Origin of the sequence: Bradyrhizobium algeriense (assembly GCF_036924595.1) — a bacterium.
Classification (GTDB): domain Bacteria; phylum Pseudomonadota; class Alphaproteobacteria; order Rhizobiales; family Xanthobacteraceae; genus Bradyrhizobium; species Bradyrhizobium algeriense.
The window spans coordinates 2,180,639-2,192,718 of sequence record NZ_JAZHRV010000001.1 but is presented as its reverse complement, the minus strand read 5'-3'; the positions used below and the strand labels follow the sequence as shown (position 1 = coordinate 2,192,718).

General features: G+C 57.9%; 10 protein-coding genes and 1 pseudogene. 4 read left to right on the top strand and 7 right to left on the bottom strand.

Translation table 11 applies throughout. The annotated features are described in order from the left end of the window. Positions 1-120: 120 nt before the first annotated feature. Both V1286_RS10600 and V1286_RS10595 read right to left on the bottom strand, forming a co-directional pair. Positions 121-498: a YbaN family protein gene (locus V1286_RS10600; protein ID WP_334479419.1), complete on the bottom strand. Its 378-nt coding sequence runs from the start codon at positions 496-498 to the stop codon at positions 121-123. A 453-nt stretch (positions 499-951) separates the two neighbouring features. Next, entirely contained in the window at positions 952-1,341 is a 390-nt protein-coding gene (locus tag V1286_RS10595) for a hypothetical protein (protein WP_334479418.1), read from the bottom strand. Positions 1,342-1,701: 360 nt separating this feature from the next. Here V1286_RS10595 and V1286_RS10590 point away from each other — a divergent pair, with 360 nt between their 5' ends. The 3 genes from V1286_RS10590 (at position 1,702) to V1286_RS10580 (ending at position 6,283) form a co-directional block, all read left to right on the top strand. After that, positions 1,702-2,382 (top strand): aldo/keto reductase, encoded by a 681-nt coding sequence (locus V1286_RS10590; protein ID WP_334479416.1) that lies wholly within the window; start codon positions 1,702-1,704, stop codon positions 2,380-2,382. A 395-nt stretch (positions 2,383-2,777) separates the two neighbouring features. Next, on the top strand, positions 2,778-4,712 hold the full coding sequence (locus V1286_RS10585) for an alpha-1,4-glucan--maltose-1-phosphate maltosyltransferase (protein WP_334479415.1): 1,935 nt from the start codon (positions 2,778-2,780) through the stop codon (positions 4,710-4,712). Between the two features lie 5 nt (positions 4,713-4,717). Beyond that, positions 4,718-6,283 (top strand): putative maltokinase, encoded by a 1,566-nt coding sequence (locus V1286_RS10580; protein ID WP_334479413.1) that lies wholly within the window; start codon positions 4,718-4,720, stop codon positions 6,281-6,283. Here V1286_RS10580 and glgX read toward each other — a convergent pair. From glgX to V1286_RS10570, 3 genes are all read right to left on the bottom strand, one after another. Then, positions 6,280-8,511, bottom strand: a complete 2,232-nt coding sequence (gene glgX, locus V1286_RS10575; protein WP_334479412.1) for a glycogen debranching protein GlgX — start codon at positions 8,509-8,511, stop codon at positions 6,280-6,282. The two genes, V1286_RS10580 and glgX, sit on opposite strands and share 4 nt — an antisense overlap. A 699-nt stretch (positions 8,512-9,210) precedes the next feature. Next, a complete protein-coding gene (locus V1286_RS38880; protein ID WP_417021246.1) occupies positions 9,211-9,354 on the bottom strand; it encodes a putative zinc-binding metallopeptidase in 144 nt (47 codons plus the stop codon). A 75-nt stretch (positions 9,355-9,429) separates the two neighbouring features. After that, a complete protein-coding gene (locus V1286_RS10570) occupies positions 9,430-9,642 on the bottom strand; it encodes a hypothetical protein (protein ID WP_334367569.1) in 213 nt (70 codons plus the stop codon). Positions 9,643-10,328: 686 nt separating this feature from the next. Here V1286_RS10570 and V1286_RS38875 point away from each other — a divergent pair. Next, positions 10,329-10,403 (top strand): annotated as a pseudogene (locus tag V1286_RS38875) (transposase); the annotation flags it as partial. A gap of 178 nt (positions 10,404-10,581) precedes the next feature. Here V1286_RS38875 and V1286_RS10565 read toward each other — a convergent pair. Further along, complete coding sequence (locus V1286_RS10565; protein ID WP_334479411.1) at positions 10,582-10,836, bottom strand: hypothetical protein; 255 nt, start codon at positions 10,834-10,836, stop codon at positions 10,582-10,584. A 188-nt stretch (positions 10,837-11,024) separates the two neighbouring features. Then, entirely contained in the window at positions 11,025-11,984 is a 960-nt protein-coding gene (locus V1286_RS10560; protein ID WP_334479410.1) for an IS481 family transposase, read from the bottom strand. Positions 11,985-12,080 lie beyond the last annotated feature (96 nt).

Sequence of the window (12,080 nt, the reverse complement as noted above, 5' to 3'; positions counted from 1 at the left end):
AAGGCAGGTCGCACCAGATCGAAAATCAATCGCGGTCTTGCGCTGAGCGGGCCAGCTTTGCCGGCCGGACACGTCGACGGCCGCGCTGATCTGGCGCCGCCCTCCACCGAACCGGGTGTCCTAGACGGAGGAGTCCGGATCGACGATCGCCGGACGCGATACGACGTAGGCAGCACCGGCCAGGAACAGCACCGCCACACCCGCAGCAAGCGGCATTGACGGATCGACGCTATACCAGAATACGACGAACCCGATCGTCATCCCCGCGCAAGCCATGGCCTTGGCCGGACGCGGGATGGCCCCGGCGGCGCGCCAATCCCGCAGCGGTTTGCCAAATGTCGGATGATCGAGCAGCCATGCCTCCAGCCGGGGCGAGGAACGCGCGAAACACGCCGCTGCCGCGATCAGGAAAACCACTCCCGGCATCAGCGGCATCACCAGGCCGATCACGCCGAGCGCGACCATCACCCAACCCAGACAGAAGTAGATGATGCGCATCAGACCTGCCGCCCATCTGTCTCTTCAAGCAAGGATCGCTCGCTCCCGGCTGACGCCTTGGCCGGGCATCAGCTTCTTCACGGCAGGAATGAAATGGAGCGGGTGAAGGGAATCGAACCCTCGTATTCAGCTTGGAAGTCGGGAAATTCCGCAATCCGTGCAAGGGCCATTCCGACATTTTGCAGCCTTCCGAAGGATTGAGACCATTAGGGAATTTCTCTTTGTCGGAATGGCGACTACTACCCTTCGGTTAAATTCATCATGAGACAGCTTTGGGTAGCTCCGGCAAACGAGAGGCAAAATTGATTCGCCCTTTGAATAGAGCTCAATGGCCGCTTTGCGCCGCCAGAAGCAGCCATTAAAAAAACAGACGTGCGGGATGTCTGCTTTTCATCCGGAAGCAAAAACGCGTCACTCACGGCGCTAGATCAGCTTTGTGCCAAAGGCCCGACATTATTCGATGAATTCAAAAACGCGCATATCCGCCACGTAAGGTCGGTGAACCGACAGGTGGCGCAGCCCTGCTGTCAACGGAATTACTTTTCCCCTCCGGCTCTCTGCCTTTCCACGTTTGGCCCGCTTACTCATATATTTCTCCAGGTCACGTTGCTTGGAAGGCGTACCCAGCAAAAATTTAACAAACTTCGAAGCGATTTCACTCAGACTGGAACTCTTGGCGGTGGTTAACGCCAAACTCTTGTTCGGCAACATAAAAAGTGGACGGAGCGCTCTTTCGTTAACGGCCGCTTTGCGCCATGAAGCGACATTCGCTCCCGCAAGTCCGCACTCTACTCCTCGAAGCTGCTTGGGGCTGCGCACGCGAGAAATTGCAATTTCAGCCATTGTAGAGCAGCCCCTGCGGCCGTAAAGGCCGCCCAAAGCTCACCGGTTATGCTTGTCGCTCGCTTGACGATCAACGTCGTTCGCAAGAGTTTACGCTCCGAGACTGACACTTCCGAAAAATGCCAAAGGTAGACCGTTTCCGAGAATGCAGCATGTACGTTGCGGTTTCGATGAGATGGAGTTGCGGGTGGAACAGTCTCCAAACAAAGGCGCAGCTGTTGCTGGAACAATTGGCCTTGGGGACTTAACAGTCAACCGATTGGGCTTCGGCGCAATGCGCCTATGCGGAGATGCAGCTTGGGAAGACCAAGGGATCGAGGGCATGCCAATCGGGTTCTGCATCGCGCGGTCGAGCTTGGCGTGAACTTTATTGACACGGCGGATAGTTACGGCCCCGAGACGAACGAGTCATTAATCTCGCAGGCGCTGTATCCTTACCCTCCGGGTTTGGTCATTGCCACGAAAGGTGGCTTGGTGCGACCAAATCGCCGATCTTGGGTCCCAGACGGTCGCCCCGACCATTTACGACGCGCGGTTGAAGGTAGCTTACAGCGCTTGCGGCTAGAGCGCATCGATTTGTATCAATTCCATGCGCCTGATCCCAATATGCCATTTATAGAGTCGGTTGGAGCACTGGTTGATTTACAGCGCTCAGGCAAAATTCGCCATATTGGCATTTCGAACGTCACGGTTGCGCAGCTCGAAGTGGCGCGCTCCATCACGCCAATCGTGTCGGTTCAGAACATGTACAATCTGCGAAACCGAACCAGCGAAGACGTACTCGCCGCGTGCGAGCGTCTTAGAATTGCTTTTCTGCCGTGGTATCCTCTGGGCGGCAAACGCGGCCTAAGGGCACTCAAGATAAAGCAAGTCGCCTCGCGTCGCGGTCTCACGCACGCAGCCTTATCCCTTGCGTGGCTGCTCGCCAAATCACCTGTTATGCTGCCAATCCCCGGCACTCGATCCATTGATCACCTAGAGGATAATGTGCTTGCGGCCGCCCTCAAGCTTGCGCCGGAAGACTTCGACGATTTGGGATGAAGATGCGTTTCATTGTCGGCTTGTTCGTCGATACTATGCCTGCGCGTCATCCGGGTCCTATTTCATGTTGCCGATTGGCTCCGTTTTCGGGCTCATGATGACATTCCTCGTTAATGCGCGCCGCCGCGCACTCTTGGCCGCGGCACGTTTAGCAACCAGTCCGTTTCGAACGAGTGGTGGCAAGAAGATGCACTGATTCGTAGCGGCAACTCGAAATATTCGAGTACCTCTTGGTAGCTCAATGCGTCGCCGAAGACCAAGATAAATGGTCCGGAAAGTCTAACCGCGTGATGCCCAAACAGTTCCTTCCCGAGGCGCCGGCAGCACTCAGGAACCAATCCGGCACATCCGGCATTCGTACATAAGTCTCTGTGCTGCCGCGTCCCCATCATGCCATGAGCGCTCCTGTAAAACAGGCTTTTCATATCGAGGAGATCTTCCCCTCAATTGACTGTGGCCGCTTTGCGGTCAAACGGATCGTGGGCGAGGCCGTCGAGGTCTGGGCAGATATCTATCGCCACGGCCACGATGTCGTTGCCGCCGACTTGATATGGCGCCGCGAGCCCGAATCCGATTGGCAGCGGACCGCCATGATTCACCACGGCAATGACCGCTGGGTGGGATCCTTCGTGCCTGAGAAGACCGGCCTCTGCAGCTACGCGATTGAGGCGTGGACTGACGAATTCGCGACGTGGCGACATGGCTTTGAGCAAAAACGCAAAGCCAATGTGGCGACCGAGCTTGACGCCATGGAGGGAGCTTCCCTGCTTACCCGCGCCGTGAGCGGCGGTCAGGAAGCTACAGCGAAGATTGCACGTGCATGCGAAACCTTCTTACAGTCGGGCAAGTGCGAGGTCCTGCTCTCCGATGACCTCAAAAAGGCGATGGCTGAAGGGCAAGAGCGTACGGATCTCACCCGATCGAAGCCGCTTACACTCATGGTGGATCGGCCCCAGGCTCGCTACAGCTCCTGGTACGAGATGGTGCCGCGCAGCCAGAGTCCTCACCCGGGACAGCACGGCACGTGGAACGACTGCATTGATCGTCTTCCCGACATCCAGGCCATGGGCTTCGATGTCGTGTATTTGACGCCCATCCACCCGATTGGACGCACGAACCGCAAGGGAGGCAACAATGCTCTCAGGGCGGTCGACGGTGATCCGGGCAGCTTTTACGCGATTGGCTCACATGAGGGTGGACATGATGCCATCCATCCTCAGCTTGGAAGCCTGGATGAATTTCGGCGGTTTGTTGCGGCATGCGCTGCCGCCGGCATGGAGGTCGCGCTCGACTTCGCTATTCAATGTTCACCGGATCACCCCTGGCTCAAGCAGCATCCGGAATGGTTCAAACGCCGTCCAGACGGCTCGATGAAATACGCGGAGAACCCCCCAAAGAAATACGAAGACATCGTGAATGTTGATTTCGAGTCGGACGATGCTGAGGGGTTATACCGAGCGTTGCGCGATGTCGTCCTGTTCTGGGTCTCGCAAGGCGTCAAAATCTTTCGTGTCGACAACCCACACACGAAGCCGTTTCGCTTTTGGGAATGGCTGATCAAGGAGGTACAAGCGCGCGATCCTGACGTGCTTTTCCTTTCGGAGGCATTCACCAGGCCCAAAGTCATGAAGGGGCTTGCCAAGCTCGGCTTCACGCAGTCTTACACGTACTTCACGTGGCGCACGGAAAGATGGGAGATCGAGCAATATGTGAACGAGCTCGCGGGCTACCCCGAGCGCGAATTTTATCGTCCTAATTTCTTTGTTAGCACGCCCGACATCCTGCCGTTCCACCTTCAGCGCGGCGAGCCATGGACGTTCAAGACGCGGCTTGCGCTGGCTGCAACGTTATCAAGCAACTACGGCATCTATAACGGTTTTGAACTTCTCGAGCATGAGCCGATACCCGGCCGCGAGGAGTATCTCAATTCCGAAAAATACGAATTGAAATCCCGCGATTGGGACAAGCCCGGAAACATCAAGCCTTATATCGCCCAGATCAATCGTATCCGGCGCGAAAACCCGGCACTGCAACAGACCTCCGCGATTCGGTTTCTGCCCGTGGAGGACAACTCGGTCATAGCCTACGTCAAACATTCTGCCGATCAGACAAACGTAGTCGTGACCGTCATCGCGTTAACGGGTGGTTTCCGGGAATTCTGGCTCCCGCTCGGTGATGTGCAAGTGCGGCCAGGCCATGGCGACTTGAAGCCCGTGACCGCGCTCGAAAACCTCAAATCCGGTCCGACCTCGCCCGTCGCCTATGGCGGTATGCGGCTTTGGATCGATCCCATACACGATCCCGTGCTTATTTTCCGATGCTTGGGTTAACGAACATGGGCACCGCCGGTGAAAACCTTGCGTTCTTGGACATACCGGAAGGTTCTTCATGGGTTGCGAATAGAGAGGTGACCGCAGCTCTCGAAAGACATTTTCTTCCGTCCTATCTCGCCAAAGCCCGGTGGTTCCCTGGTAACTCTGAAACGCGAATTAAGCCAAAGATCATTGCACGCCTTCCTTTCACCGCGGACTCAACCACTTTTGTCATTATCGAAACCAACCATCACGCGCGCTATCTCCTGCCCTTGCGGGTCGACTGGTCCGTTGATGCGGCTCCCGAACCGGATAAATCCATCGTGGCCCGTTTGCACCAGGGTGAGCGTGAAGGATTGCTGTGCGACGTCGCTGCTGATCCGGCTTTCATCCGACGAATCCTTGAGCACCTTCGACGGGAGGCCTCCATTGCCGGCTCGGGTTGGCGGCTAGACTTCAAGCCCACGAGCAAACTCGGGAGCCAACCACCGAATACTCCATCCCGGATCCGCGCAATTCAAGGCGAACAATCCAACAGTACGGCGCTGGTTGATCAGGACTATGTCGTCAAGCTGTATCGCCAAATCGAGCCCGGCCAAAACCCCGAAGTTGAGATGGGACACTTTCTGACCGAGGCGGCGAATTTTACGCATACACCTGCGCTGCTTGGCCACCTCGAGGCTGCTCATGCTTCCGCGAGTTATGCCCTTGGTATCGTCCACGCATTTGTGCCGAACCGCGGTGATGCCTGGACCTGGTCGGCCGACCGCCTCAGCATTTATCTCGATTCAATCGCGAAAGGCTCTGAAGAACGCGACAAAGCGATCACCGCACGACGGGATTATCTCCAGTGGGTGCGGCGTCTGGGATGCCGTGTGGCGGAGATGCATCGCTCATTGGCGAGCCGCGATGACATAGGGGCGTTCAAGCCTGAGGCGATCGACGAAGGCGATCTCGATTTCTGGATCGGCGACGTTATGGAGCGCGCTGCTCGTATCTTCAAGAGGTTGGAGGAATCGCCGCTGGATGTGAACGACCGCCCCCTCATGGAGCGCTTGTTTCGGGTCAAACCCCGACTGTATGATTACGCAGCTAACCTCATCCGTCCTTCGCTTGGCCGCTGCAAGATACGCCATCACGGCGATTTGCATTTGGGCCAGGTGCTTGTAGCCAATGAGGACGCAGTCATTATTGACTTCGAGGGCGAGCCCAGCCGACCCTTGGCAGACCGGAGGCGCAAGGCTCCTGCTGCGCGCGACGTCGCAGGTGTGTTGCGCTCACTAGACTACGCCGCCATGGCATCGAGGCAGCAGAGGCAGAAGTTAGAAAAGTTCAACACCCCGACGTCGCGAGCCTTATTCGCATGGCGCCAACAGTCCACAGATGGCTTTCTGAGCGCTTATCAGGATGTGATAGGCGCCTCGGTTTTGTGGCCCGACCGCGCCGACGATACGAAAGCGATGTTGAATTTCTTTCTGCTCGAAAAAGCGCTCTATGAGGTCGAATACGAGCTTTCCTACCGGCCGGCTTGGATTTCCGTGCCATTGCAAGGCGTCCTGCGCGTTCTCGAAGAAGGAGGCGTGGCCTAGACCTGAAGTGGAAATTCGGCAATATCCATGATGGCACCAAGACCCTGGCGGAGCCGTCGCGTCATGGTCTCTTCCGTCGCGAGGCCGAGCGCCAGCATTGATCGACCAGCGGCCTTTAAGCGATGGCCAAAAGGATAAGCCGTCACCGTCACATCCGGTACATGCGTATCAATGAGCCCGGCCCAGGCGCGGCCCTGCGCCACTTCGGGCAAGACGAATTCGACGAAATCATGATGCGCGTTATAAATAAGCAGCAGCGTCGCATCCGAGCCTTGCCGTTTGACGCCAGTGTCCTGGGCCCTTCCGTCAAGCAGCATACCGAAACATCGCGTGGCCGGATTGTCCCAATCCGCCGTTGTCATCTCCAGGCCGTTCGGAGCGAGCCAGCTTACGTCCTTCACGTCTAGTTCTTCATTGACGTTGCCGATGACGAACCTTGAGCGATGCAGGATGGGAAAGGCCTGCCGTGTCGCGATTAGCTTGCGGACGAATTCCCGCAACGCGCGGCCTTCGGCCGAGATACCGAGCCAGTTGAGCCATGTCGTGTCATTGTCCTGAGCATAGGCGTTGTTGTTGCCACCCTGGGTATGGCCAAACTCGTCACCCGCGAGAATCATAGGCGTCCCGTGCGACAGCAGCGCCGTCGCTAGGAGATTGCGCTTTTGCTGCTCGCGAAGCTCGATGATCTCTGGATCATCAGTCGGCCCTTCAGCGCCGTGATTCCACGAATGATTGTCCGAGTGTCCGTCGCGGTTGTCTTCGCCATTGGCCTCGTTGTGTTTATCATTGTAGGAAACGACGTCGTTCAGTGTGAAGCCGTCATGCGCCGTAACGAAATTGACGGACGACCATGGCCTGCGGCCACGCTTGTTGAAGAGGTCGCCCGATGCGGTGATGCGCCGCGCAAATTCGGGTGTCATGCCTTCATCCCCTTTCCAAAAGCGCCGCACGTCATCCCTGAATTTATCATTCCATTCCGCCCATCCAGGGGGAAATTGGCCGACCTGATAGCCGCCCGGGCCTACATCCCAAGGCTCGGCGATCAGCTTGACAGACGAAAGGATCGGATCCTGCCGACAGGCATCCAGAAAGCCGCCGCCTTCATCGAAACCGTAGGGCTCCCTCGCAAGAATGGTCGCAAGGTCGAAGCGGAAACCATCCACGCGCATTTCGGTCGCCCAGTAGCGCAGGCTGTCCGCGACCATCTGGAGCACGCGCGGGTGCGACAAGTTTACGGTATTGCCGGTACCGGTATCATTGATGTAGTAGCGCTTCTGGTCCGGAAGCAGGCGATAATAGCTCGCATTATCGATGCCCTTGAAGGAAAGCGTTGGCCCGAGTTCGTTCCCTTCGGCAGTATGATTATAGACGACGTCGAGAATCACCTCGATACCATGGGCGTGGAACTGGTTGACGGCTTCCTTGAACTCATTCGCAAAAAGCGTCTTGAGATAGCGCGGCTCGGGCGCGAAAAACGCAAGCGAGTTATAGCCCCAATAGTTACGCAGGCCCTTCTCCGTAAGATAACTATCGTCCACAAATGCATGGATGGGTAGAAATTCAGCGCTCGTGATCCCAAGCGCGCGAAGATAAGGAGGGATATGCGGATGGCAAAGTCCGGCGAAGGTACCGCGGTCGCCTTCCGGTACAAGCGGATGGCTTCGGGTAAAACCTTTGACGTGCATCTCGTAAAAGATGGTGCGGTCCCAGGACACCTCGGGCTTTGCCGCACGGCCCCAGGTGAAGGCGGGGTCTATCACGCGGCATTTTTGCATAAGATGCGCGCTGTCGCGTGAATCGAAGGACTTGTCCTTGTCCGAGTGACCGAGCTCATAGCCGAATAATTCTGGTCCCCAACGCAGCGCGCCCACAAGCTGCTTAGCATAAGGATCAATCACGAGCTTGTTGGGATTGAAACGGTGTCCCGCATCTGGCTCGTAAGGGCCGTGGACCCGGTAGGCGTAGACTGTACCCGGACGTGCGGTCGGTATATAACCGTGCCAGACTTCATCGGTGTATTCGGGCAGCTCGATGCGTTCGATCTCTTTCTTTCCGCTGTCATCGAAGAGGCAGAGCTCGACCTTGGTGGCATGAGCCGAAAACAGTGCGAAATTAACGCCAAGGCCATCCCAGGTGGCTCCAAGCGGAAAGGGCTTACCTTCCAGCACGGTAGCACGCCGAAGGCTTGCCGCCGCCCGGGCTAGTCTCTTATCCTTGACCTTGTTCATGAACAATCCCGGGACGCATCCCCTGCAACGCGCAAGGGCGGCTGTGCGCTATCCAGTAAAAGCGCTATCCATGCTTTGGTTCCCGTCACCCACCAGGCATAAAAAGCAGCCGCCCTTGTTCGGAGCGACCCTTGAACTCCCGCAGCTTTAGCGATCCAAAGTCTTTGTATGCCGCTCGATCCGGGCCCGTGTCTGAAGCGAAGGGACTCTACCGGCCATCGGCTACGTTCAATACTGACATTACGGACGGCGTGCCGGTGAGTTAGCGCAGAGCCATCTTTTGCAACTCGCCGCTCAATCCGTCGAGCATAAGGCTTGCGCAGGATTGAACACTGCGAAGCAACTTAACTTCGCCATGCCTCCTCCGACTGGTGTGGATGGAGCCTGACTTTGTCTTCCTCGTATTCCCTGATGAGGTCAGCGAGAGCTTCGCGCGTTAGCTTGTCATTGGTTGAGTTTTCTAATCTCCGACACGCTTCGATCTTATAGTCCAGCTCGCGGCACAAATCGCACATGCGCACCTCCTGTATCATATCGGGAGCACACACTATCTCCACCCGCGTCTTTGGCTGACCATTGCCGGTGATGTGCTACAATGCGATTAGACCGGCTTTGTTTCAAGGGAACGTCACCTGGGCGACTGTCCCCCTACCCCGCCGCCGGAGTCGGCGGTAATGCCGACCGCTCGCGTTGAACCAGCTATTGAATAAACGCCAGCTTGCCGATCACCGGGCGCGTCAACACGAATGGGTACATGTCCGAGGTGCCGATGGCGCGGCACAGGCTGTCCATCGCGAGTACGAATAGAAACCACGCCCGCGTCGCGGCATCGAAATCCTCGATCGCATAGTGTCCAACTCGACCCTCGCGCGCAGACCGCCAATGCAGTCGGCGGCCAGTCGACCTTCCTGACGCTCGTCAGTCGTTGACCAGGGTGCCGATCAACTGGAGTAGAGCCTGGTGTTCGGGACCGTTGGCGCCAGCTCGAAGGAATTTTCCGATTTCGATCAGGGACGCACGTCCCCCGGAGCTGGCATTGGGCTTGTGCTCCACCATCGCGACACCCGACTGCGGATCGCGGACCAGCCGCCAGACGTCACCGTTGGCGCTTTCGTAGAGAATTCTTGTCATGCCTTTTCAACCAGGTGATCTCCGAGGGGTTCCTGGAGGGGCGGGCGGAAGAACCAAAATCCCCGACGGACGTTGGATCCGCATGTCGGACGCTTTTCACTATTTCCGAGCCCATGCTGTCCGAGCCCTTTGCAAGGCTCGGGCGATGCCCGTCGGACGGATGAGGCATCTCCAGATCGTGGTAGGAAGGATCTATCACCTCCTGACGAAGGAGGCCGCATACGGCCCGAACCTACATCACATGGATGACTTTCGGGCGGCACAAAAGCTCGAGAAATCGCTCGACTGATGGGCGTGGCAAATTCGTCAATCGAAGCGGCGCCCGCGGAGAACTGTGTGCGCCGCAGGAAGAAAGCGGGGTTTCCGGCGGGAGACGAAAAGTTCTGGCAACCGTCGTGCATCTCCTGGAGACCACGTCCCTGGTTCGCATCCCGCTCCCGGCCGCCGTCGCGGCGACCCGCAAACGGAGATTCGGCCCGCTAGTTAGAGCGGAGATAACTATGGCTCAAGCGTTGTTCGGCTTGGGTCATGACGCGATTTCACTTCCGACGTCCAGCTGATCATCGGGCATTGGTGCTTCGTGCTCAGGCCCGAGGTCACTAAGGGCAAGCGGCTGCGCCGCGTGCCCGTCCACAAGCACCTCGTCGAGCAGGGTCCTCGAATACGTGGAAGAACGGCGGAAGATCGGCGTTCGTTCCGAACGGCGGTTGTGCGAGGAGGTGCACCTGAACCTCGCTTATCGCTGGTTCTGCCAGCTCGGCCGGAAACTCGCAAAGCTGATCCCGATCCCTGCGCTCCAGCCCGCTTAGGCACAACCAAGCACCCGTGCGCCGGTCGCATTGTCCGATCCCAAATTGCCAGTTCGCGGACTTCTTCAACACAATCCGCCAGAAGCTACCCTCCCCGCGGGATCGCGTCTTTGACTCACTACCGCGCAGTTCAGTATCGTCGACCTACAAACGTGCCGAGCAAGAACGCTATCACCAACGAGTGTAGGGGAGCCGCAAGCGTCATCCGGCGCAAGTGATCGGCCAGGGGTTCGGTAAGCGATCGCGACCTTGGCGCAAGCGGTGCGGAATTGCCCGTCATGTCGTCAGTCATGTCACGTATGGCCTCGGAAGCGTGCTCGATCCGCTCCTGGTCGCTCGTCAGCCCGGAAGCTTCGGTCATCGCAGAGGCGTCGGTCTTGTCCATGGGAGTTCTCCCTTAGCTTCTCTTCAAGCAACTGGCGTGAGAAACCTTAGTTCCTGGGGCCTTGGCCCTGACTCCACGTCGCACCTAGGGATCCCGCTCGCGTCAGTCTCCTTTTGGGTCAGACTCGGAAGTCTCTAACAGCGCAAACGTAGTCCGTTTTTCCTCCAGCAACCGACGTAGACCCGGACTTAGTTGTGGAGCCTCAAGAGGTTGTTCCCGGCTAGACCGAGTCGGCTGATGGGAGTGTTGGCCTTCAGGCTACCATGCGGCCGGTGCCAATTGTAGCGATGCAGCCAGTTGGGCAGTTCGGCCGTTCGCTGGTCTGAGTTCTGGTAGGCCTGCGCATAAGCCCATTCGCGAAGCGCGGTTTGGATGAAGCGCTCGGCTTTGCCGTTGGTCTTGGGCGTATAAGGCTTGGTGAAGATTTGGCGAAGGCCGAGGCGTTTACAAGCTGCTCGGAAGCTCTCTGAGCGGTAGCACGAGCCATTATCCGTCATCACGCGCTCGACGCGGACTCCGAGCCTGGCGAAATAAGCGACGGCGGCCGCAAGGAAAGCCACAGCACTTTCCTTGCGCTGATCGGTCATGACCTGGACGAAGGCGACGCGCGAAGCATCATCGATGCAGACATGGACGAACTCCCAGCCGATGCCATGGTGGCGGTTGATCGCGCCAGGATACCGCCCGGTGATGCGATGTCCCACCGAGCCGATCCGGCCGAGCTTCTTGATATCGAGATGGATAAGCTCGCCCGGGTGCTCGCGCTCATAGCGGCGGATCGGCTCGGCTGGCTCCAGCGCGGCGAGCCTATTCAGCCCGAGCCGGCGCAGGATGCGGCTGACGGTCGCTGCCGATACCCCGACCTCAGTAGCGATCTGCTTGCCCGTGTAGCGCTGTCGGCGCAACGCCTCGACGGCGGCACACGCGGCCGCTGGGGTTTGGCTTGGCAATGAATGAGGCCGTGAGGAACGATCCCGCAACCCATCCACACCTTCTGTGCGGAAACGGTTGACCCATTTGGCGGCGGTCTTCGGCGTAATATTGAACTGCCGCGCGGCGGCTGCCTTGCTCAGCCCTCCCTCAACAACGCTTCGCACCATGGCCTCTCGACCTTTGGGCGTCAGAGGCGCATTCTTGTGAGTGTCCATTCGGTCCCCCGCGAATCACTGTGTGTTTGGCGACATCAGCGTTCACGGCCGGGCCCGAATGGACAACCTCCTGAAAGTTCACACTTAGCTAGTTCG

Excerpts from the sequence above, each read along its gene's own strand:
- V1286_RS10580 (WP_334479413.1), top strand. The coding sequence starts at position 4,718 with ATGGGCACCGCCGGTGAAAACCTTGCGTTCTTGGACATACCGGAAGGT.
- V1286_RS10560 (WP_334479410.1), bottom strand. The coding sequence starts at position 11,984 with ATGGACACTCACAAGAATGCGCCTCTGACGCCCAAAGGTCGAGAGGCC.
- glgX (WP_334479412.1), bottom strand. The coding sequence starts at position 8,511 with ATGAACAAGGTCAAGGATAAGAGACTAGCCCGGGCGGCGGCAAGCCTT.
- V1286_RS10595 (WP_334479418.1), bottom strand. The coding sequence starts at position 1,341 with ATGGCTGAAATTGCAATTTCTCGCGTGCGCAGCCCCAAGCAGCTTCGA.
- V1286_RS10565 (WP_334479411.1), bottom strand. The coding sequence starts at position 10,836 with ATGGACAAGACCGACGCCTCTGCGATGACCGAAGCTTCCGGGCTGACG.
- V1286_RS10600 (WP_334479419.1), bottom strand. The coding sequence starts at position 498 with ATGCGCATCATCTACTTCTGTCTGGGTTGGGTGATGGTCGCGCTCGGC.
- V1286_RS10585 (WP_334479415.1), top strand. The coding sequence starts at position 2,778 with ATGAGCGCTCCTGTAAAACAGGCTTTTCATATCGAGGAGATCTTCCCC.
- V1286_RS10570 (WP_334367569.1), bottom strand. The coding sequence starts at position 9,642 with ATGACAAGAATTCTCTACGAAAGCGCCAACGGTGACGTCTGGCGGCTG.